Below are 20,273 nucleotides of genomic sequence, written 5' to 3'. Positions count from 1 at the left end.
CGCCTCAGCGAACCTCCTCGGCCCAGGCTCGCCAGTCGTCGAGCACCCCGTACAGCGCCGGGGTGAGCCATCCCGGTGCGGACCGCCGGAACACGCCCGGATCGATCGCCCCGGCCCCGGCCGGCAACGCGCCGACCAGGTACGGCACCAGGTCGGTCAGGTTCGCCCAGTGGACCAGCTCCGGCTCAACCGGCCAGGCGCCGAGCAGCACCCCCGCCGGCACCGCCCGGCGTTCCAACGCCTCCAGGGTGAGCGCGGTGTGGTTGAGGGTGCCCAGGCCGGCCCGCGCCACCACCACGGCCGGGCAGCCGAGGGAGACCGCGAGGTCGGCCATCGTCCACGGCTCACCCGACGGGCGCAGCCCCATCGGCACGAGCAGCCCGCCGGCCCCCTCGACCAGGACCAGGTCGTGCTTGTCGGCCTCCTCGCGGACGGCGTCAACCGCCGTGTACAGCTCCAGCGGCGGCAACTCGGCGACCCGGGCCGCGGCCAGCGGGGCCAGCGGATCGGGGAAGTTCGCCAGCGTCCGCCCGGTGAGCGGTGCGGCGAGTCGGGTGACTTCGTCGATGTCAACCGGGTCACCCGTGGCCGTACCGGTCTGGCCGGGCTTGACCACCGCGACCCGCAGCCCGGCGGCCTGCGCCGCCGCGGTGACCGCCGCGGTCGCCACGGTCTTGCCGACCCCGGTGTCGGTGCCGGTGACCAGCACCGGCCCCCGCCACGGCGTCGCACTCACGGCGCGCACTCCACGATGACCTCCAGGGCCCGCTCGAAGTCCGCCCGGGGGACCCCGACGTTGATGGTCAGCCGGAGCCGGGAACGGCTGTCCGGGGTGGAGGGGGGACGGAAGCAGCCGACCGCGACGCCCCGGTCTCGGCAGTCGGCGGCCCAGGCGGTGGCCGCCTCCGGACCGGGTGCGGTCACCGACACGACCGCGCCCTTCGGCGCCGACCCGGTCAGCCCGGCGGCGCGCAACCGCCGGACCGCGTACGCGGCCCGGTCGCCGAGCTCCACCCGCAGCTGCTCGCCCCTCCAGGCGAGCTCCATGGCGGCCCGCACCCCGGCCGCCACCGCCGGCGGCGGGGCGGTGTCGAAGATGAACGTCCGCCCGGTCTCGACCAGGTGCCGGACGAACTCCGCCGGAGCGGCGACCACACCGCCGGCTCCGCCCAACGCTTTGGAGAGAGTCGCGGTGACGATCACGTCGGGCTCCCCGGCCAGACCGGCCGCGGTCACTCCCCCGGCACCACCGGGCCCGACCACGCCGAGCCCGTGGGCGTCGTCCACCAGCAGCAGCGCGTTGTGCTCCCGGGCGACCGCGTGCAGCTCGGCGAGGGGAGCGAGGTCCCCGTCGACCGAGAACACCGACTCGGTCACCACCACCGCCGGGCGACCCGGCGCGGCGGCGAGCGCGGCCCGGACGGCGTCCACGTCGGCGTGCGGGGTCACCATGGTCTCCGCACCGGAAATCCGGCACCCGTCGATCAGCGACGCGTGGTTGTGCGCATCGGAGACCAGGAGCGTCCGCGGCCGCACCAGGCCCCGGACCGCGCCGACGTTGGCCAGGTAGCCGGAGGAGAAGAGCAGGGCGCGTTCGGCGCCGAGCCAACCGGCGAGATCTTCTTCGAGGGCGTGGTGCGGTGCGGTGGAGCCTCGCACCAGCCGGGACCCGGTGGCGCCCAGCCCGTACTCGTCCAGCGCCGCGGTAGCCGCCGCGGTCACCATGGGGTGCCTCGACAGGCCGAGGTAGTCGTTGCCGGCCAGGTCAACGAGGTCGTCGGCGGCGGCGCGGGGGCGGAGGGTGCGGGTCAGCCCCGCCTTGGCGCGCAGCTCGGCTCGGCGGTCCAGGGCCGCAAGCCAGTCCGACACCGCCGCTCCTTCCCCGGCTCCCGCTCACCGGGCGCCTCCGCCGGGGCGAACGTACCACCTGGCCGAACACCGCTCCGGCGTGCCGCGCGCCGCTCCGGCGTGCCGCGCGCCGGTCCCGCTGGTGGTTGGCCCGCGCCGCCCCGGGCACCCCTTCCCGCGGCGTCGGCCTTGTAGGGTACGGCCATGCCAGAGATCCTCGACCAGGCCCGCACCCAGGTACTGGAGAACGGCGTCGGCCTCGACGAGGCCGGCGTCCTCGCCGTGCTGAACCTCCCCGACGAGCACCTGCCCGCCGCTCTCCAGCTCGCGCACGAGGTACGCATGCGCTGGTGCGGTCCGGAGGTCGAGGTCGAGGGAATCGTCTCGCTCAAGACCGGTGGCTGCCCGGAAGACTGTCACTTCTGCTCGCAGTCCGGCCTGTTCACCTCGCCGGTCCGCGCGGTGTGGCTGGACATCCCGTCGCTTGTGGAAGCCGCGAAGCAGACCGCGAAGACCGGCGCGACCGAGTTCTGCATCGTGGCGGCCGTGCGCGGCCCGGACGACCGGCTGATGCGGCAGCTGCGGGAGGGCGTCGCCGCAATCCGGGCGGAGGTCGACATCCAGGTGGCGGCCTCGGTCGGCATGCTCACCCAGGAGCAGGTCGACGAGCTGGTCGAGATGGGCGTACACCGCTACAACCACAACCTGGAGACCTGCCGCTCGTACTTCCCGAACGTGGTGACCACCCACTCCTGGGAGGAGCGCTGGGAGACGCTGCGGATGGTCCGCGAGTCCGGCATGGAGGTGTGCTGCGGTGGCATCCTCGGCCTCGGGGAGAGCGTTGAGCAGCGCGCCGAGTTCGCCGCCCAGCTCGCCGAGTTGGACCCGCACGAGGTTCCGCTGAACTTCCTCAACCCCCGGCCCGGCACCCCGCTCGGGGACCGCTCGGTGGTCGAGGGGAAGGACGCGCTGCGCGCCATCGCCGCGTTCCGGCTCGCCATGCCCCGCACAATCCTCCGGTACGCCGGTGGCCGCGAGCTCACGCTCGGCGATCTGGGTACCCGCGACGGCCTGCTCGGCGGCATCAACGCGGTGATCGTCGGCAACTACCTGACCACGCTGGGTCGCCCGGCCACCACGGACCTGGAGCTACTCCAGGACCTGAAGATGCCGGTCAAGGCGCTCTCCGAGACGCTGTGAGCCTGGCCGGGATGAGCGGCGACACGACGGGTCCGGCCCCGCTTGGTACGTCGACACGGTTCGGCGGCCCGGCGGGGGCCGGCGCCCCCTGGTGCGACCGGTGCGGTACGCCGGCCGACGAGGAGGACCACACCGCCTGCCGGGCCGCCCGGCAATTGGAGCCACCCCGCTACTGCGGGCACTGCCGGCGACGGATGAAGGTGCAGGTACTGCCGGTCGGTTGGGCGGCGGTCTGCGTCGAGCACGGCGAGACACGGGCCTGACCGGCGTCCGGAGATTCCTCACAGTATCGAAAATCTTAAATAGAATGCTGGTGTTGGGCCAGTTCAGGACGGTGCGGGGCGACTCCACAACCGCTCAATAAGCGGACCGGAGGCCGCCCCGCCGTCCTGACATACGAACGTACTGTTGCCGCCCCCACCCGCGGCGGGCGACAGTACGCCACACCAGCGGTGCCATCGACGCCGCCGCTCCCCGGACAACCCCTGAGGAGATCGCGATGGCTCTACGACTCGCCGACGGGACCGCCTGGTCCGAGGTCCTCGACCGCGCGGTGGCCGCCGCCCCCGAAGCCTTTTCCGCCCCGACCGACGGCATCCGAACGCTGCACAACCTGATCGAGGGCGACTGGCGAGCGGTCGGCACCCCGGCCACCGTACGCACGCCGGTCGACAACACCACCCTGGTCCGCCTCCCCCGACTGGACGCGACGGCCGCGCGCGCCGCGGTCGCCCACGCCGCCGCCGCCCACCGGGACTGGGCCGACACCCCCCTCGCCGAACGGAAGGCGCGGGTCACCGCAGCCGTTGACGCCCTGACCGCCCACCGCGACCTCCTCGCCCTCCTGCTCGTCTGGGAGATTGGCAAGCCGTGGCGGCTCGCCGCCGCCGACGTCGACCGGGCCCTGGACGGGGTCCGGTGGTACGTCGACGAGATCGACCGGATGCTCGCCGACGGCCGGGAACCACTTCCCGGGCCGGTGAGCAACATCGCCTCGTGGAACTACCCGATGAGCGTCCTGGTCCACGCCGAACTGGTGCAGCTCCTCGCCGGGAACGCCGTGATCGCCAAGACGCCGTCGCAGGGGGGCGCGGTCTGCCTCACCGTCGCGCACGCGTTGCTGCGCCGCGCCGGCCTACCCGCCACGCTGATCTCCGGCAGCGGGGAGGAGCTCTCCGAGGTGCTGGTCCGCGCCCCGGAGGTCGGCGCGGTGGCGTTCGTCGGCGGGCGCTCCAACGGCGGCAAGGTCGCGGCGGCGCTGCTGGACACCGACAAGCGGCACTTCATCGAGCAGGAAGGGCTGAACGCCTGGGGAATCTGGAACTTCTCCGGCTGGGATCAGCTCGCCGCACACCTGAAGAAGGGCTTCGAGTACGGCAAGCAGCGCTGCACCGCCTACCCGCGCTTCGTCGTACAACGGAACCTGGTGGACCAGTTCCTCGACATGTACCTGCCGGTGGTGCGATCCGTACGGTTCGGACACCCGCTGGCGGTCAGCGACGGATGGTCCGCCGGCGACCCCCTCCCCGAGCTCGACTTCGGGCCCCTGATCAGCGCGGCCAAGGCCGACGAGCTGCGCCGCAAGGTCGACGAGGCGGTCCGGGGCGGGGCGGTCCCGCTGCACCGGGGCCGGCTCGACGGGGCGCCGTTCCTTGACGGGCAGGACACCTCCGCTTACGTGGCGCCGTCGGTGCTGCTCGCCCCACCCGGTCGATCTCGGCTGATGCACGCCGAGCCGTTCGGTCCGGTCGACACGATCGTGGTGGTGGACACCACCGACGAACTCCTCGCCGCGATGAACGCCTCCAACGGCGCGCTGGTCGCCTCCCTCGCCTGCGACGACGAGGACGAGGCGGCGAAGCTCGCCATGGACGTGCAGGCGTTCAAGGTCGGCATCAACAAGCCCCGTTCCCGAGGCGACCGCCAGGAGCCGTTCGGTGGGCGGGGTGCCTCCTGGAAGGGGGCCTTCGTCGGCGGCGACCTGCTGGTCCAGGCGGTCACCGTCGGCGGTGACGACGATCGCCTCTACGGCAACTTCCCGGACCGGACGGCGCTACCGCCGAACGTCTGACGCCTCGCCCCGGCTCGTCTGCAGACGAGCCGGCTCTGTCGCCTCGACGTAGCCACGTCACACGGAGGGGCGGTGGATGGCCCCAACAAGGTGCCATCCACCGCCCCCTGAGCGACCGTCACTGCTTCCATCGAGCGGCCAACTGCTGGTACCGCGTGACCAACTCGTCCCGCGTCGCTCCTCCGCCGTAGACCGAACTCCACAGCAGGTCGCGGAAGCGGAGATAGTCGAGGTCCCGCGGGGTCGCCTTCAGGTCATCCTCAAGCGGCCATCCTCTGCTCGCCATGTACTGCTCACGGGCCACCCTTACCTCGGCCTTACGGACCACGAGTTCGTAGTCTCCGAACGCCCGGTCATCGGGTTTGATGGCGGGCGGAATCTCAGCCCCTAGAGTGAAACCCAGCGCCGCGAACAACATCAACACGGCGTCCTCCCGCACCGACAGGTCATCCTCGCCGCAGGTAACGATTGCCGTGATGGCCTCCGTCGAAGGCGTCCGGCCCGCTTCCAGCGCCCAGGTACGCAACGCATCCACTGCGAAGTCCGGGTCGACCTGCCCGGGCCCACCCTCCACGTGCCGGTAGCCGCACGGCTCAGCGGTGTTGGGCAGGTGCAGCGAGAGGCTGTGGCCCGCCGAAGTTCGGCCCTCCAGGTGGGCGCAGGCGCTGTTGGACACGTACGCCGCCAGAGCCGGCGCCGCCGTGGCCACCACGAGATTGTCCACTCCCGCGGCCAACCGCAGCCGCTCCGTGCGGAACGGCGCGACTCCCACTCGCTGCCAGCCCTGGCCGAGGTCGGATAGGCCAAGCTCGTTGCCCCAAGGACCCGGCGTGGCGAAGAAAGAGCCGAACGCCGCCCGCACCCCGGGCTGGGAGGGAAGCGTGCCGGTCGTCGGCCTTGCCAGCAGCAACGTCCCAAATCAACCCACGGGGCCGAACGCTACCGGGTCTGCCGATGACCGGGTCGCCTTCCCAATGCCCGGGGGACCTGCCAGCCCCCGACCTCGGCGGGACGACGCCCGATGCCCTGATCGAGGAAATCAAGATCTCCACAACACCAACACACAGCCCTAAAGGTGTGCAAAACGGATAAGTTTCGCGAAACGTGGATAGTGCGACAAAATATCAGATACGAAGGGTAGGAAGTTATTTCGGAATCAATCAAAGTCCAAGGAGGGTCATGAATCGCCATCATCACCAGAGGCTGGGATCAGGCCTGCTGGCGGGTCGCAAACGGTGGGTGGCCATTGGCGTCATGGCACCGCTCACCTTCGCGTTCGTCGGCCTGACCGCCCCCGCCTTCGGCCACGTCTGGGGCAGCGGCACGAGCACGAACATGGCCGCCTACCCGGACGAGGAACGGGGCTGGAACCAGGGCGACTGGGACCGCGAACACTGGGACCGGGGAGGCTGGGGCCAGGAAGACTGGGACCACGGCTACTGGGACGACAAGTGTGGACACACCTGCCCCTCCGGACCGCCGGGGCCTTCCGGACCGCCCGGACCCACCGGACCGCCGGGACCTACCGGACCGCCCGGACCCACCGGACCGCCGGGACCCACCGGACCACCCGGACCAACAGGCCCACCCGGACCCACCGGACCACCCGGACCAACAGGCCCACCCGGACCCACCGGACCACCCGGACCCTGCGCTGACATCGACAGTCTTGCCCCATCAAACTCCGAGGAGTTCAGTGCGGTGGTTTCGGACGGGGTCACCTATGCCGGTCGCAGAACTCTCAACCCAGCACCGCCGGGGCCCTACACCTGGACCGACCTCAGCGGAAACGCCAACTATCCGGGAGAATCCGTCTGCGGGGTCGCCATCTCCGCCGCCGGCAATGACGCCTGGGTAAAAGTGCTGACCACCGATGGCGAGGTGTGGGAAACCGAATGCGCTACGCAGGGGCAGAACTTCACCTGCAACAACCCCTGGGTGCAGTTGACAACGCCGTCCTGAACGGAACGAATTCCGGAAGAGGAAACGGTGAACCGCACCGGTGATGGTGGTGGGTGGCTTTCGGGTCACCCACCACCACTGACCCGCCGCAGTAGGCAGCGGGACAAACGAGCGCCTCAGCCCTCGCCCTTGCTGGTACGCGGCACCTCGTAGACCGGCTTCGCCCGCCGCCCCAGCAGCAGGCCGAGCCAGGGCCACCGGATCTCCAGCACACGAGCGAGGGCATAGTAGACGGCGACCACCACGGCGACCACCCCAGCGGTCAGCGAAGCGGACGAGTCAGCATCGAGGACGATTCCCGTTTTCGAGGCGAGCCAGGCCAGCACCGCACCGACCGCGACCGGAACGGCGGTACGGATGAACGAGATCAGAAAGTCGTTGACCATTGGAGTGCCTCCTCGGGGGGTGAGGTGGTGCTCCTTCAACAGTACGAGGAAATGTGTTCCGATGCGCTACTCGCATTCATCACCATTTGCGCGCGGTAGCAGTCAGAGAACCGGGGTACGTTGCCACTGCCACCGAAATGTCCTACGCCGACAGCAGTCCGGTTTCTGTACCGGCCGAAACTGACGATCGCGGGGTCGCGGCGCGGTCTACGGCTGCCCCGCCCCGGCCGGGGAGGCGGTCGCGGTCAACGGCACCGTCAGAGTCAGCAGCGAGCCGTCCCGGTCCACCGCGGACGGCGGTCCCAACCGGCGGACGGTCCGCAGCATCGGAGTGTTCTCTGCCTGAATGTGCAGCGCCAAGGCGGCGTATCCGCCCTGCTCCGCCTGCCACACGAGCCGATGCAGCAGCGCCGATCCGAGCCCGCGACGCTGCCAGTCGTCGCGCACCAGCAACGCCACCTCTGCCAGGTCTCCTTCACCGAGCAGATTGGCCATCGCCACCACCGGCGCGGTCGGCGCTTGGGAAACGGTCGGCGTGGCCAGCAGGGTGACTCCCCGGGCCGGCTCCAACAGTCGGCGCAAGCGCGTCGGGGCGGGCCGGGCGGACCCACCGTGGTAGCGACGGTTGCGGCTACGCGCCGAACACCGCTCGTGCAGGTCCACCACGCCGGTCAGGTCATCGCTGGCCGCGGAGCGTACGCCCACCTCGGCGCCGTCCGGCAGGCGCAGGGTGACCAGGTCGGCCAGTCCTCGAACCGCCGGACCGGTCGGCCGGTCCGCCACCAGGGTCTGTTGTCCCCACCGCGTCATGTTCTACCCCTTTCCCCGCTATGACCCTCCCCCAGCGCTGTTGCAGAACCCGCAACCCAGGGTGACGGGTCGGTTTCGGCGCCGAGAATTGAAACCGGCCTTGACATCAGAGGTGAGCTGCCATCAACTGTTCGGATGACCGAGCCGGCCATTGACGATTCCCCACCGACCGGCTCCCCGCCGGGTCTGGACCTGGGCCGGCTCGCCGGCTACCTCGCCGAGCATCGGCCGGACCTGGCCGACGGGCCACCGACCGCCCAGTTGATCGCCGGCGGCCGGTCCAACCTGACGTACCTGCTCGGCGCGGGCGGGCGGGATTTCGTGCTGCGCCGGCCGCCGCTGGGCCACGTGCTGGCTACCGCGCACGACATGGCGCGGGAGTTCCGGGTCATCTCGGCGCTCGCCCCGACCGAGGTGCCGGTGCCGCAGGCGCTGCTGCTCTGCACCGACCCGGAGGTGATCGGGGCGCCGTTCTATCTGATGGACCGCGTGCCCGGCACAGTGTTCCGCTCCCGGGGCCAGACCGACCCACTCCCCCGCGGGCAGCGGTGGGAGCTGGCGATGGCGATGATGGACACCCTCGCCGCGCTGCACACCGTGGATCCGGCGGACGTCGGTCTGGCCGACTTCGGCCGCCCGCGGGGTTTTCTCGCCCGCCAGGTCCGCCGCTGGTCCGGGCAGCTCGACAGCTCGCGGAGCCGGCCACTGCCCGGCATTGACGAGCTACGCGACCGACTCGCCAGTACCGCTCCGGAGAGTTCCGGCCCGGGGCGGATCGTGCACGGCGACTACCGGCTGGACAACCTCCTCGCCACCGTCAACCCGGTCGCCGTCCAGGCGGTGCTCGACTGGGAGATGGCCACCCTCGGCGACCCGCTGGCCGACCTGGGCCTCCTGCTGACCTACTGGGATGCGATGGGCGGGGATACGGTCCCAAGTAATCCCGTCGCCGACGGGCTGGGACCCCGGGCCGGCTTCCCCGCCGGCGCCGAGCTGATCGAGCGGTACGCCAGTCGCAGCGGGATCGATGTCGGCCCGCTGGACTGGCATGTGGCCCTGGGGTGCTTCAAGCTCGCGGTGATCTGCGAGGGCATCCACTACCGGCACCGCCAGGGGCAGACCCTCGGCGCGGGCTTCGACCAGATCGGCGAGATGGTCGCTCCGCTGGTCGCATACGGACTGACCGCTGTCTCGAGGAGGAGCTGATGGACTTCACCCACGACGCCCACACCGAGCGGCTGCGGTCCGAGCTGACCGATTTTCTGAAGCAGCAGGTCTACCCGGCCGAGGCGGTCTACGCCGAGCAGGTCGCGGGCGCCGCGGACCAGTGGGCTCGGCCGCCGGTGCTGGCCGAGTTGCGGGCGGCGGCCCGCCGGCAGGGCCTGTGGAACCTCTTCCTCCCCGACCCCCACCACGGCGCCGGGCTGACCAACCTGCAGTACGCTCCGCTCGCCGAGCTGACCGGCCGGAGCCCACACCTCGCGCCGGAGGCGCTGAACTGTGCGGCACCGGACACCGGCAACATGGAGCTGCTCGCCGAGTTCGGCACCGAGACACAGCGCCAGCGGTGGCTGCGCCCGCTGCTGGCGGCGGAGATCCGCTCGGCGTTCTGCATGACCGAACCGGAGGTCGCCTCCTCCGACGCCACCAACATCGCCACTCAGATCACCCGCGACGGCGACCACTACGTGATCAACGGCCGCAAGTGGTGGTCGTCCGGCGCCATGGATCCGGCCTGTCAGATCTTCGTGGTGATGGGTCGGACCGATCCGTCGGCCGACCGGCACCGGCAGCAGAGCATGATCCTGGTACCGCGGGACACACCTGGGGTCACCGTACGGCGCGGGCTCCATGTCTTCGGCTACCACGACGGCCCACACGGCGGCCATGCCGAGATCGATTTCGACGATGTCCGGGTGCCGGTGGAGAACCTGATCGGTGCGGAGGGGGGTGGCTTCGCGATCGCCCAGGCCCGGCTCGGCCCCGGCCGGATCCACCACTGCATGCGGTTGATCGGCATGGCGGAGCGAGCGCTGGAGCTGCTCTGCCGTCGTGCCCTCGACCGAGTGGCGTTCGGCCGGCCGATCGCCGAGCAGGGGGTGGTGCGAGAGTGGATCGCCGAGGCGCGGGTCCGCATCGAGCAGTCCCGACTCCTGGTGCTGAAGACGGCCTGGCTGATGGACACGGTCGGTAACAGGGGCGCGCACACCGAGATCCAGGCCATCAAGATCGATACGCCGTCGATGGCGGAGTGGGTGATCGACAAGGCCATCCAGGCGCACGGAGGTGCCGGCGTCAGCCAGGACACCCCACTGGCGGCGCTCTGGGCCCAGGCCCGCACCCTGCGCCTCGCCGATGGGCCGGACGAGGTCCACAAGGCCGCTCTCGCCCGCCGCGAACTCCGCCGCTACGCCTGAATCGCTACACCTCGTTCGCTGCGCCGGACACCGGCCGCCGAGCACCAGCCACCGGGCACGAGGCACCGGGCACCGGACCGCACCGAGGCCGCCACGCGCAGCGACGGCTCCGGTGCGGAGGCCATCGGGCGGCGGTCAGGCGCTGGCGCGCTCGATCAACTCGGTGTCCAGGAGGATGTTCGTGGTGGCCCGTTTCTCGCCACGGATCCGGGACACCAGCAACTGGGCCATCTGCCGTCCCATCTCCTCGATCGGCTGGAAGACCGTGGTCAGCGGCGGGTCCGACTGGCGGGCGATCGGCGCGTCGTCGAAGCCCACCACGGCCACGTCCTCGGGCACCCGCCGACCGGCCTCCCGCAACGTCCGGAGCGCACCGAACGCCATCAGGTCCGAGGCGGCGAAGACCGCGTCCAGGTCCGGGCACGCGGCCAGCAGCTGGCGCATCGCGGCCTCCCCACTGTCCTCGCTGAAGTCCCCGTACGCGATCAGGTCTGGTCTGCCCCCGCTCGGCGTCTTCGCGACCGCCTCCTGGTAGCCGGTCAGCCGCCCCAGACCGGCGGCCATGTCCTGGGGACCGGTGATGGTCGCGATCTGCCGCCGTCCCCGCCCGACGAGGTACTCCACCGCGCGCCGGGCCCCGCCGACGTTGTCCGCGTCCACGAGCCAGGCCGGCTCCGCGCCGGCGTGCAGCATCTGGGCTGGCCGGCCCCCGAGCACGGTGGGCAGGCCCCGCTCTGCCAGCAGCGTGGGCAGCGGGTCGGCATCATGCAGCGACAACAGTAGGACGCCGTCAACGTGCTGGTTGGTCAGGTGGTGCTCGACCCGTTCCCGCTCGCTCGGGGACTGAACCATCACGAGCCAGAGCTGGAACGGGGTCCCCAGCAGGCCGGAGCTCACGCCCCGCACGATGCCGGCGAAGAACGGCTCGGCGAACACCCGGTCCCCGGATTCTGACACCACCAGGGCGATCGAGTCGGTCCGCTGGGTGACCAGGGCGCGAGCGGCCCGGTTCGGCACGTACCCCAGTTCCGCGATCGCCCGCTGCACCGCGGCGCGGGCCTCGGGGCTGACCTGGGGTGAACCGTTGACGACGCGGGAGACCGTGCCCCGGCCAACGCCGGCACGTGCGGCGACCGCATCGAGAGTCGGGCGCCCGAGCGAGCGGGTGCGCTGCGTTGTCATCGTCTGCTCCTCCGACGGCGGAAGGCCCCGGTGCCCACCGGTGGCACCGGGACCACCCGGATAGCTGGTTCGAGCCTATTCTGCAGCCAGGCCGTTGCGTCGGATTGTCTCGGCGTACCAGCGACCGCTGGACTTCAGGGTGCGGGCCTGACTGCGGTAGTCGACGTGAATCATGCCGAAGCGCTTCGTGTAGCCCCAGGCCCACTCGAAGTTGTCCAGCAACGACCAGGCGAAATAGCCCCGCAGCGGGACACCCGCGGCGATCGCCTGGTGTGCGGCACGCAGATGCGCGTCGAAGAAGGCGGTGCGGTCCGGGTCGTCCACCTGACCGTCCACGACCGCGTCCACGAAGGCCGCACCGTTCTCGGTGATGTAGAGCGGCAGGTCGGTGTACTCCTCGTGTACCCGCCGCAACGTTTCGACCAGCCCGGGAGGATCGATCTCCCAGTCCATGTCGGTGACCGGTATGCCCCGGGTGACGAAACGGACGTCTTCGCTGCCAGGCCAGCACGACGGTTTCCGCCAGTACGGCTCCGGCGGGGACGCGGCCGTCGGCGCGGCGACCACGTGCCGGCTGTAGTAGTTGATTCCGAACAGATCCAGCGGGGCGGCGATGGTGGTCAGGTCCTCCGCACGCACGTGCCCGAAGTCGGTGATCTGGCTGAGGTCGGACCTCAGATCCGCCGGGTACGACCCGCGCAGCAGTGGGTCGAGGAAGAACCGGTTCGCCAGCCCGTCGATCCGGCGTGCCGCGTCGGCGTCGCCGGGCGAGTCGGTGGCCGGGGTGACCGGGTACAGGTTGAGCGTCACCCCGATCTCGACCTCGGACTGGGCTGCCGCCCGCAGCGCCGGCACGGCCAGCCCGTGGCCGAGCAGCAGGTGGTGACCGGCCCGCACCGCGTCGGCGGGGTCAGACCGACCGGGGGCGTGCACCCCGGAACCGTACCCAAGGAAGGCCGAGCACCACGGCTCGTTGAGCGTCGTCCAGTACCGCACCCGGTCGCCGAGCGCCTCGGCGACCAGAGCGGCGTAGTCGGCGAACCGGGCGGCGGTGTCCCGCGCCGGCCAGCCGCCCGCGTCCTCCAGTGGCTGCGGCAGGTCCCAGTGGTAGAGCGTCAGCCACGGTTCGATGCCGTTGGCCAGCAGTTGGTCCACCAGCCGCCGGTAGAAGTCGAGTCCCTCCTGGTTGATCGGGCCGGTGCCGCCGGGCTGCACCCGAGGCCAGGACACGGAGAACCGGTACGACTTCAGCCCCAGCTCGGCCATGAGGGCGACATCCCAGTCGAGCCGGTGGTAGTGGTCGCACGCCACGTCACCGGTGTGCCCGGCCACTACCCGCCCGGGGGTGTGGCTGAAGGTGTCCCAGATCGACGGCGTCCGGCCGCCGAGGGCCGCCGCACCCTCGATCTGGTAGGCCGCGGTGGCGGCGCCCCAGAGGAAACCCGGCGGGAAGGTCAGCGGCGGGCGTTCGGCGAGAACGCCGGCGGCGGGTGGGCTCGCAGGATTACTCACGACTTGACGGCACCTTCCATGATCCCGCCGATAATCTGGCGGCCGAACAGGAGGAAGACGATGACCAACGGCAGGGTGCCGACGGCGGTGGCGGCGAAGACCTGCGAATAGTCGGTGTAGTACGCGTACGACAGGAAGGAGAGGGAGACCTGCAACGTCGGGTTCTCCGGGGTGAGCACCGCGTACGGCCAGAGGAAAGAGTTCCAGGTTTCCATGAAGGTCAGCAGCCCCAGGACCCCGGCCGCCGGGCGCAGCGCGGGCAGCACGATGTTCCAGTAGATCCGCAGGGTGCTGGCGCCGTCGACCCGACCGGCCTCGATCAGCTCGTCGGAGACCGCCTGGCTGGCGTACTGCCGCATCATGAAGACGCCGAAGGCGGTGACCAGGAACGGCACGGTGACCGCGTAGAGCGTGTCGTACCACCCCAGCGTCTGCATCATGCCCCAGAGCGGGATGAGGCCCAGCTGGGTGGGGATCATCATCGTCACGATGATGGAGAGCAGCAGGATGTTGCGGCCCCGGAAGCGCAGCTTCGCGAAGGCGAAGCCGGCCAGCGAGCCGGTGAGGACCACCGACACGGTGACCACCGAGGCGACGATGATCGAGTTCATCATGCCGGTGAGGAAGTTGGCCGCGTCGTTGTCGAGGACCCGGCCGAAGTTTTCGCTGAAGGCACCACCGGGGGTGACCGGCGGCGGCACGTCGTTGATCGACTCCAGGGCGCGGGTGCCGATCACCACCATGTAGTAGAAGGGGTAGATCGACAACAGGGTCGCCAGGACGAGGGCCAGGTAGGTCAACGGGCTGGTGCGCCAGAGACGCTTGGATGCGGAGATCATCGACGGCTCCTCACTTGGCCGCGCGGCGGACGAGGACGAAGTTGAGCAGCGACATCAGGCCGATGATCATGAAGAGGGCCCAGGCGACCGCCGCCCCGTAACCGGCGCTGTTCAAATTCGTGATACCCATCTCGTACATGTACATGGCCAGGGTCTGGAAGTCGCGCTGGGTGCCGCCGATGATGTTGCCGTTGCCGAAGAGCAGCGGCTCGGTGAAGAGCTGCATGCCGCCGATCGTGGAGAGGATGACCACGAAGATGAACGTCGGCCGGAGCAGCGGCAGGGTGATCCGCCAGAACTGCCGCCACTGGCCGGCGCCGTCGATCTCCGCCGCCTCGTAGAGGTCCCGGGGAATCGCCTGCATGCCGGCGAGCAGGATCAGGGTGTTGTATCCCGTCCACCGCCAGTTGACCATGGACGCGATCGCCGTCCAGGAGCTCCAGGTCTGCCCGTCCCAGTCGATCTGGTCGATCCCGACGAACCCGAGCAGCCAGTTGACCAGCCCGTACTCCCGTTGGTACAGCATGCCGAAGACGATCGCGACCGCGGCGACCGAGACGACGTTCGGGACGAAGATGGCCAACCGGAAGAAGGTCTTGGCCCGCAGCAGGGTGCGGTTGAGCAGGTTCGCCAGGAAGAGCGCCAGCAACAGCTGCGGGACGGTCGACAGCACGAAGATGCCGAGCGTGTTGATCAGCGCGTTCCAGAAGTATTCGTCGGTGAGTAGCCGGGTGTAGTTGTCGAACCCGATGAAGGTGTGATCGCCGATCAGATCCCAGTCGTGCAGCGACATCCAGAAGGTACGCAGCATCGGGTAGAGCCCGAAGATGCCGAAGATCAGAAAGAACGGCGCGATGTAGAGGTACGGCGAGTACCTGATGTCCAGGCGGGCCAGGGAGAGCCGCCAGCGCTTGGGGGTGCCGCCGGGCGGGGGTGGTGCTGCCGGTGTCGGCGGGGCCGCGGTGGTCGAGTGGCTCATGTCAGCGCTCCGCCGCATTCGGCGCCGACCCGTGGTGCTGGCAGGCCAGGTCGACCGGCGGCTCGCTTGTGGTAGCTCATGGGGATTCCTTTCCTGGCAGGGTTGGTGCCCTCGCGCAGGGCGCGACGCACCACGCACCAGCAGGTGGCCGCACCCCGGTCCGGGACCGACCGGTGGCGCCCGGAACGGTCTCCGAACGCCACCAGGTCGGATTCACTCAGAAGGCGCCCTGAATCTGGGCATCCTTGATGAACTGCTGCCAGGCCTCGTCCTCACTGACCTGTCCGTTCTCGAACCCCCGAAGCGCCAGCCCGAAGGCGTTCTCCTTCACCGCCTGATGCTTCGGCCCCAGGTGGATCGGCTCAATCTTGCTCACGCTCTCGCCGAAGATCTTGCCGGTCGGGGCGCCGCTGAAGTACTCGTTGGTGTAGCTGAGGAAGGCCTCGTCCTGCAGCGCCTCCAGGTGGGTGGGGAGCGGGCCCTTGGCCTTGAAGGCCTCCACCTGGCTGGTGGCGTTGGTCAGGAACTCGGCGAGTTTCGCCGCCTCCTCGTGGTAGGCGCTCTGCTCTGGCACGGCCAGCCAGGAGCCGCCCCAGTTGCCGCCGCCGCCGGGCACCGCCGCCACGTCCCACTTGCCCTTGTTCGCCTCGCCGGAGTTCTCCGCGACGATGCCGAGCATCCAGGAGGGGCAGAAGGTGGCCGCGAAGCTGCCCTGTTTGAAGCCGCCGGACCACTCGGGCGACCAGGTTTCGATTTTGGCGGAGAGCTCGACCATCGAGGTCGCGGTGTCCCAGGCCGCCTTCACCGCGGGGCTGGTCTCCGCGATGATGTTGTTCTCCTTGTCGTAGAAGAGGTCGTCGCCCTGCTGGAAGAGCACCGCTTCGGAGACGGTGACGATCGTATCGATGAGGGCCTTGCCGCCACTGCCCTCCTTGTACGCGCGGCCGGTCTCCAGGAAGCTGTCCCAGTCCGACCAGAGCGCCGACACCTCATCCCGCTCGGTGGGCAGGCCGGCCGCCTCGAAGAGGTCCTTGCGGTAGCAGACGGCGAGGCTACCGACATCGGTCGGCAGGCCCATCAGCCGGCCGTCCGGCGCCTTGCCCAGCTCCCACTTCCAGGGCAGGTAGTCCTCGGAGTGATCGTCGATCAGCGGGGCGAGATCCACCCAGTTACGCGGGTTGGACTTGAACTCGTTGAGGATGCCCTCCTCCAGCGCGACCACGTCGCCCGCACCCTTGCCGGTGGCCAGGTAGCGCACCAGCTTGGGCCGGTACTCACGCAGCTGCGCGGTCTTGCGCAGCTCGATCTTGATGCCGGTGTCCTTCTCGTACTGCTTGACGAGTTCTTCGTAGCCGAACTCGCCGAACGTCTCGACGATCAGCTTGCTGGGCTTCTCGCCCGCGGCCGGCTCGTCGTCGTTGCCGCAGGCCGCGAGGCCGCCGAGGGCGGTGATCGCGGCAAGGGCGCTGGCCGCCAGGCGGGAACGCCGCGTGGTGAGGCTCATCCTGACCCCTCTTTTCGATGTGAGGCTGCGTCTGTCGTGATGGGGATGCGGTACGGGGCGTCGACCGACGATGATGGATTCGACGACGGTCCGGCGTGGACAAATGAGCCGTACCACACCACTGGGAACGCTCCCATGAGATTGCCGGGAGGTGTCAGACGTGTCAATAGGCCGATGGGAGTGAATCCCGGATCGTTACCGCGCGCCCGCGATCCCTACCGCGAAATGGCGCTTTCCCGGGTCAGCGCCCTGAAACGACGAAATGGTCAGCAGAATCGACGGAGCAGCGTGCCCGCCCGACCGGGATCGAAGGCTGCCGGGTCAAAGCGGTCCCCCGCCCAGTCCCGCAACGTGTGATGCTCGGGATGACCCGAATCAGCGAGCGCGGCCAGCAGCACCAGATAGCCGGCCGGACCGCCGATGTCCTCCGGCGGGCACGCCCGCTCCCCATCCGAGCAGTCGGGATAGCGCCCCTCCGGATCGGCCAGAAGGACGTCCTCCACCACCAGGTCGTGCTCCCACCAGTTGCCGAAGTCGTAGGTGTAGTGGAAGCGGCTGCCCTTACCGACCACCGCGTCCAACCGCACGTCCAGCTCGTCACGGAGCGACAGCTCGCCGTCCGGGTCGGGCTCCCCGTACTGCTCGCCGTCGACCTCGAAGGAGTGCAGGTGGCAGTCCCGCCAACCCATCGCGTGCTGCACCACCCGGTGTACCCGGTCAAGGGTGAAGCCGCCCGGGACCAGCGCCCGGCGCCAGACCAGCGGCCGGACCCCGGCCAGGGAAATCCTCAGCTGGAAGATCTGACGCGGCATGCTATCCCGTCCTCCCGCAGAATAAGCTGCGACCATGATCTGCCGAGCGTGCCGGGCGAGGCGGCACGACGACTGTCGCGGCCAAAACTGGTGTGACTGCCAGCACCGTACCCCTCCGCCACCCCCTCCGGTCACGGGTCCGGCCAGCGAATGACCGTCGAAACGCCAATTACCGCCCTCTGGCCAGCGCCGTCCCGAGCGAGCCTCGACGACGCCGCGCTCACCGACCGCTACGGCCGGGCCGATCGACCACACCTACGAGTGAACTTCGTGACCAGCGTGGACGGCGCGGTCACCGTTGACGGCTATTCGGCCGGGCTCTCCGGCGAGCCGGACAAGCGGGTCTTCCGGCTGCTGCGGATGCTCTGCGACGGCCTCGTGGTCGGCGGCGGCACGATGCGCCACGAGCGGTACCGGCCACTGCGGCTGGACGAGCGACGCCGCGCCTGGCGCCAGGAACACGGCCTACCGGAGTGCCCGACCCTCGTCGTGGTCTCCGGATCGGCCAACCTCGACCCGACCCATCCCGCCCTCGCCGACGCGCCGGTACGCCCGATCGTGCTCACGCACGCCGCCGCCACCCCACCGACCGGCCTGACCGACGTCGCCGACCTCGTCGAATGCGGCGACGACCGGGTGGACCTCGACGCCGGCCTGGCCGAGCTGCGTCGCCGCGGGCTCGGCCAGCTGCTCTGCGAGGGGGGCCCGCACCTCTTCGGCGCGCTCACCGCCGCCGACCTGGTGGACGAGGTCTGCCTGACCGTCGCCCCGCTACTGGCCGGCGCCGGTCCGGGCCGGATTACCGCCGGAGAGCCCAGCCCGGTGCGGCACCTACCGCTGCGGCACGTACTCGCCGCCGCGGACGGCGGGCTGCTGCTCCGCTACGCCCGCGACTAACCCCGCCCGCCCGCGATTAACCCCGCCCGCCCGCGACCGCCAACGGACCTGTCTCGGCGCGGCGTCGCGCACCGGAACTATCTGGGCCGACGTCGCGCCTATCTCGGCCCGGCGTCGCGGGCCTCGCAGATCCGGCCGGTGAAGGCGGGATCCGCCTCCCGCCCCGCCGACCAGACCGGGTTGATCCCCAGGGCCAACGGCGGTGGCTGCCAGGCCGAACCGACACGCTGAAGCACCTCGTACTGCATCTCGGACCGCTGCACCGGCTCGCCGGAGAGGAAGTCGAGCACCAGGTCCGCGACGTCGGCCCGGCCCACCAGCTCACCGTGGAACGCGGGCAACTCGTACACCGGGATCCGGTGGTACTGGCCGGGCGGCGCCTCGATCGCGGTGACCGTCGGCAGGAAAGCCACCATCCGCACCCCCGCCACCGGGCAGAGCGTACGGTTTCGGTAGAACGGGGCGTCAGCCAGCAACGAGCGGATGAAATCCTGGTCCGGCACCTCGTCCGAGGTGTCGGTGAGGTTCCAGAGCGCCTGCAGCGCGCGCAGTTCCCAACCGGCCACGACGCCCCACCCCCGCCTGATCTCCGCCGGCGGGTAGTACACCCGGCCCGGCATCACCAGCGGGCTGAACAGCAGCACCGCCTCCACCTCCGTCATCGGCCACCGCTCCAGGTAGGTCCGGGCGACCATGGCCCCCTCGCTGTGCCCGAGCAGGGCGATCGGCCGGTTGGTCCGCTCGTGCAGGACCTCGACGTGCTCCGCCAACAGGGCCGCGCTGTCGCCCAATGACCGGTGGGTGGCGACCGCCGTGTACGGCAACGGCCGGTTCTGTTCATCCAGCCCGAGGTAGGAGAACCGCTCCACCCGCGGATCCACCGCCGGTTCACCGTCGTACTCGGAGTCGTGCCCGCCCAGGGCGATCACCGCGTACGGGACCGAGTCCGGCAACGTCTCCATCATGATCGGCGGTCGCCACCCGCCGCGCCCGCCCTGGACCCGCTCGGCCGCCAGCGGCATCGCCGGGAAGCTGAGCAGGATGAGCGCCACCAACAGCGGCACCACCGGCACGAGCCGGAGGCGAACCCGGCCGGGGGCCAGAGCGGCGGCGACGCTCTTCCGCCAGAGCAGGCCGTTGACCGCACCCCAGAACGCGGCCAACGGGACACCCCACCAGATGGGCACCGCCGACAGCACCGCACCGCCGATGGTGAGCACGATGAAGTTCAGCCACGCCCAGCCCACCACCTCGAGCCGCGGCAGACCCCGCCACCAGTGCGCGGCCACCCCGGCCCGCAGCAGGAACGGGGCGAGCAGCAGCAACGGCAGCAGCGAGGCGATCAGATACCAGGAGAGCCCGGTCGTGGCGAAGGCCATCGCCAGCGCCACCCAGGGCGAGAGGAGCACCGCGGTCAGGAGGGCGATCCAGATGTTGCGCCGCAGCAGCCAGCGCCACGACGGACGGGGGATGTCGTCCGGCCAGGCCAGGTTCGCCAGGACGGTGGTGAGGACTCCCCGCAGCGCCGACATCCCCACCAACGTGATGAAGAACCCGGGGATGGTCCGGTGGTAGACGAACAGCCAGCGCAGCTCCTGGAAGGTGCCGTACGGCCAGACGGCGCTCACCTGCGGCGACAGCCCGCGCACAGCCTGGAACCCGAGCACTGCGATGATCGTCGCCTCCACCGCCGGTAGCACCGCCGCCAGTGCGACCAGCGCCTTGAACCGACCGCGGGGCGTCCGCAGCCACTCCTCCCGCAGCCACCTCTCCCGCAGCTTCATCCGTTACAGCATCGCCCAGCTCTCGCCTGACTCGTGGCGAATTCGCCGATAGCAGGCGCGGCGTGGTCTC

At 70.3% G+C, this 20,273-nt stretch carries 19 protein-coding genes; 7 read left to right on the top strand and 12 right to left on the bottom strand.

Annotated features, from left to right (window positions below):
• Window positions 1-4: 4 nt before the first annotated feature.
• Complete coding sequence (gene bioD, locus SALPAC4_RS0117345) at window positions 5-745, bottom strand: dethiobiotin synthase (protein ID WP_018733673.1); 741 nt, start codon at window positions 743-745, stop codon at window positions 5-7.
• Window positions 733-1,869 (bottom strand): 8-amino-7-oxononanoate synthase, encoded by a 1,137-nt coding sequence (locus tag SALPAC4_RS0117340; protein ID WP_019871397.1) that lies wholly within the window; start codon window positions 1,867-1,869, stop codon window positions 733-735. Before SALPAC4_RS0117340 ends, bioD begins: the two co-directional genes overlap by 13 nt.
• Window positions 1,870-2,052: 183 nt before the next feature.
• On the opposite strand from SALPAC4_RS0117340, the gene bioB reads away from it, so the two are divergent.
• The 3 genes from bioB to SALPAC4_RS0117325 all read left to right on the top strand — a co-directional run bounded on the left by bioB (window position 2,053) and on the right by SALPAC4_RS0117325 (window position 5,119).
• Window positions 2,053-3,048 (top strand): biotin synthase BioB, encoded by a 996-nt coding sequence (gene bioB / locus SALPAC4_RS0117335; RefSeq protein ID WP_018733671.1) that lies wholly within the window; start codon window positions 2,053-2,055, stop codon window positions 3,046-3,048.
• A gap of 11 nt (window positions 3,049-3,059) precedes the next feature.
• Window positions 3,060-3,311: a biotin synthase auxiliary protein BsaP gene (gene bsaP, locus SALPAC4_RS0117330; protein WP_050565033.1), complete on the top strand. Its 252-nt coding sequence runs from the start codon at window positions 3,060-3,062 to the stop codon at window positions 3,309-3,311.
• A gap of 236 nt (window positions 3,312-3,547) precedes the next feature.
• Entirely contained in the window at window positions 3,548-5,119 is a 1,572-nt protein-coding gene (locus SALPAC4_RS0117325; RefSeq protein ID WP_019871395.1) for an aldehyde dehydrogenase family protein, read from the top strand.
• Between the two features lie 118 nt (window positions 5,120-5,237).
• On the opposite strand, the gene SALPAC4_RS0117320 is transcribed toward SALPAC4_RS0117325, so the two are convergent.
• Window positions 5,238-6,029 carry a hypothetical protein gene (locus tag SALPAC4_RS0117320; protein WP_223874770.1) on the bottom strand — a complete coding sequence of 264 codons (792 nt, stop codon included), beginning with the start codon at window positions 6,027-6,029 and terminating at the stop codon, window positions 5,238-5,240.
• A gap of 269 nt (window positions 6,030-6,298) precedes the next feature.
• On the opposite strand from SALPAC4_RS0117320, the gene SALPAC4_RS28995 reads away from it, so the two are divergent.
• Window positions 6,299-7,081 carry a hypothetical protein gene (locus SALPAC4_RS28995; RefSeq protein WP_080642030.1) on the top strand — a complete coding sequence of 261 codons (783 nt, stop codon included), beginning with the start codon at window positions 6,299-6,301 and terminating at the stop codon, window positions 7,079-7,081.
• Window positions 7,082-7,197: 116 nt separating this feature from the next.
• Here the strand turns inward: SALPAC4_RS28995 and SALPAC4_RS0117305 are convergent, their stop codons facing one another.
• Both SALPAC4_RS0117305 and SALPAC4_RS0117300 read right to left on the bottom strand, forming a co-directional pair.
• Window positions 7,198-7,467 carry a hypothetical protein gene (locus tag SALPAC4_RS0117305; RefSeq protein WP_019871391.1) on the bottom strand — a complete coding sequence of 90 codons (270 nt, stop codon included), beginning with the start codon at window positions 7,465-7,467 and terminating at the stop codon, window positions 7,198-7,200.
• A 207-nt stretch (window positions 7,468-7,674) separates the two neighbouring features.
• The gene (locus tag SALPAC4_RS0117300) at window positions 7,675-8,277 is read right to left on the bottom strand and encodes a GNAT family N-acetyltransferase (RefSeq protein ID WP_027644331.1); all 603 of its coding nucleotides are present in this window, start codon (window positions 8,275-8,277) and stop codon (window positions 7,675-7,677) included.
• 135 nt (window positions 8,278-8,412) lie between these two features.
• Between SALPAC4_RS0117300 and SALPAC4_RS0117295 the strand changes: the two genes are divergently transcribed.
• The gene (locus tag SALPAC4_RS0117295) at window positions 8,413-9,483 is read left to right on the top strand and encodes a phosphotransferase family protein (protein ID WP_019871389.1); all 1,071 of its coding nucleotides are present in this window, start codon (window positions 8,413-8,415) and stop codon (window positions 9,481-9,483) included.
• Complete coding sequence (locus SALPAC4_RS0117290; protein WP_019871388.1) at window positions 9,483-10,694, top strand: acyl-CoA dehydrogenase family protein; 1,212 nt, start codon at window positions 9,483-9,485, stop codon at window positions 10,692-10,694. Before SALPAC4_RS0117295 ends, SALPAC4_RS0117290 begins: the two co-directional genes overlap by 1 nt.
• 135 nt (window positions 10,695-10,829) lie before the next feature.
• On the opposite strand, the gene SALPAC4_RS0117285 is transcribed toward SALPAC4_RS0117290, so the two are convergent.
• The 6 genes from SALPAC4_RS0117285 to SALPAC4_RS0117260 all read right to left on the bottom strand — a co-directional run bounded on the left by SALPAC4_RS0117285 (window position 10,830) and on the right by SALPAC4_RS0117260 (window position 17,522).
• Window positions 10,830-11,876, bottom strand: a complete 1,047-nt coding sequence (locus SALPAC4_RS0117285; RefSeq protein WP_019871387.1) for a LacI family DNA-binding transcriptional regulator — start codon at window positions 11,874-11,876, stop codon at window positions 10,830-10,832.
• 75 nt (window positions 11,877-11,951) lie between these two features.
• A complete protein-coding gene (locus SALPAC4_RS0117280) occupies window positions 11,952-13,388 on the bottom strand; it encodes a GH1 family beta-glucosidase (protein WP_019871386.1) in 1,437 nt (478 codons plus the stop codon).
• Complete coding sequence (locus SALPAC4_RS0117275; protein WP_019871385.1) at window positions 13,385-14,227, bottom strand: carbohydrate ABC transporter permease; 843 nt, start codon at window positions 14,225-14,227, stop codon at window positions 13,385-13,387. Before SALPAC4_RS0117275 ends, SALPAC4_RS0117280 begins: the two co-directional genes overlap by 4 nt.
• Before the next feature lie 10 nt (window positions 14,228-14,237).
• Window positions 14,238-15,206, bottom strand: a complete 969-nt coding sequence (locus tag SALPAC4_RS0117270; protein WP_027644330.1) for a carbohydrate ABC transporter permease — start codon at window positions 15,204-15,206, stop codon at window positions 14,238-14,240.
• A gap of 217 nt (window positions 15,207-15,423) precedes the next feature.
• A complete protein-coding gene (locus SALPAC4_RS0117265; protein WP_019871383.1) occupies window positions 15,424-16,710 on the bottom strand; it encodes an ABC transporter substrate-binding protein in 1,287 nt (428 codons plus the stop codon).
• Between the two features lie 266 nt (window positions 16,711-16,976).
• On the bottom strand, window positions 16,977-17,522 hold the full coding sequence (locus SALPAC4_RS0117260) for a plasmid pRiA4b ORF-3 family protein (RefSeq protein WP_018732620.1): 546 nt from the start codon (window positions 17,520-17,522) through the stop codon (window positions 16,977-16,979).
• A gap of 150 nt (window positions 17,523-17,672) precedes the next feature.
• Between SALPAC4_RS0117260 and SALPAC4_RS0117255 the strand changes: the two genes are divergently transcribed.
• Complete coding sequence (locus SALPAC4_RS0117255; protein ID WP_019871382.1) at window positions 17,673-18,419, top strand: pyrimidine reductase family protein; 747 nt, start codon at window positions 17,673-17,675, stop codon at window positions 18,417-18,419.
• 98 nt (window positions 18,420-18,517) lie between these two features.
• Here SALPAC4_RS0117255 and SALPAC4_RS0117250 read toward each other — a convergent pair whose 3' ends face one another.
• Entirely contained in the window at window positions 18,518-20,203 is a 1,686-nt protein-coding gene (locus tag SALPAC4_RS0117250; RefSeq protein ID WP_019871381.1) for an alpha/beta fold hydrolase, read from the bottom strand.
• Window positions 20,204-20,273: the final 70 nt, after the last annotated feature.

Origin of the sequence: Salinispora oceanensis (genome assembly GCF_000383575.1) — a bacterium.
GTDB lineage: Bacteria > Actinomycetota > Actinomycetes > Mycobacteriales > Micromonosporaceae > Micromonospora > Micromonospora oceanensis.
The sequence above is the reverse complement of the archived record's forward strand: the minus strand, read 5'-3'. Positions and strand labels throughout refer to the sequence as shown.

Coding starts and splice junctions, on each gene's coding strand:
- bioB (WP_018733671.1), top strand. CDS start 2,053: ATGCCAGAGATCCTCGACCAGGCCCGCACCCAGGTACTGGAGAACGGC.
- bsaP (WP_050565033.1), top strand. CDS start 3,060: ATGAGCGGCGACACGACGGGTCCGGCCCCGCTTGGTACGTCGACACGG.
- SALPAC4_RS0117325 (WP_019871395.1), top strand. CDS start 3,548: ATGGCTCTACGACTCGCCGACGGGACCGCCTGGTCCGAGGTCCTCGAC.
- SALPAC4_RS28995 (WP_080642030.1), top strand. CDS start 6,299: ATGAATCGCCATCATCACCAGAGGCTGGGATCAGGCCTGCTGGCGGGT.
- SALPAC4_RS0117305 (WP_019871391.1), bottom strand. CDS start 7,467: ATGGTCAACGACTTTCTGATCTCGTTCATCCGTACCGCCGTTCCGGTC.
- SALPAC4_RS0117300 (WP_027644331.1), bottom strand. CDS start 8,277: ATGACGCGGTGGGGACAACAGACCCTGGTGGCGGACCGGCCGACCGGT.
- SALPAC4_RS0117295 (WP_019871389.1), top strand. CDS start 8,413: ATGACCGAGCCGGCCATTGACGATTCCCCACCGACCGGCTCCCCGCCG.
- SALPAC4_RS0117290 (WP_019871388.1), top strand. CDS start 9,483: ATGGACTTCACCCACGACGCCCACACCGAGCGGCTGCGGTCCGAGCTG.
- SALPAC4_RS0117285 (WP_019871387.1), bottom strand. CDS start 11,876: ATGACAACGCAGCGCACCCGCTCGCTCGGGCGCCCGACTCTCGATGCG.
- SALPAC4_RS0117275 (WP_019871385.1), bottom strand. CDS start 14,227: ATGATCTCCGCATCCAAGCGTCTCTGGCGCACCAGCCCGTTGACCTAC.
- SALPAC4_RS0117270 (WP_027644330.1), bottom strand. CDS start 15,206: ATGAGCCACTCGACCACCGCGGCCCCGCCGACACCGGCAGCACCACCC.
- SALPAC4_RS0117265 (WP_019871383.1), bottom strand. CDS start 16,710: ATGAGCCTCACCACGCGGCGTTCCCGCCTGGCGGCCAGCGCCCTTGCC.
- SALPAC4_RS0117260 (WP_018732620.1), bottom strand. CDS start 17,522: ATGCCGCGTCAGATCTTCCAGCTGAGGATTTCCCTGGCCGGGGTCCGG.
- SALPAC4_RS0117255 (WP_019871382.1), top strand. CDS start 17,673: ATGACCGTCGAAACGCCAATTACCGCCCTCTGGCCAGCGCCGTCCCGA.
- SALPAC4_RS0117250 (WP_019871381.1), bottom strand. CDS start 20,203: ATGAAGCTGCGGGAGAGGTGGCTGCGGGAGGAGTGGCTGCGGACGCCC.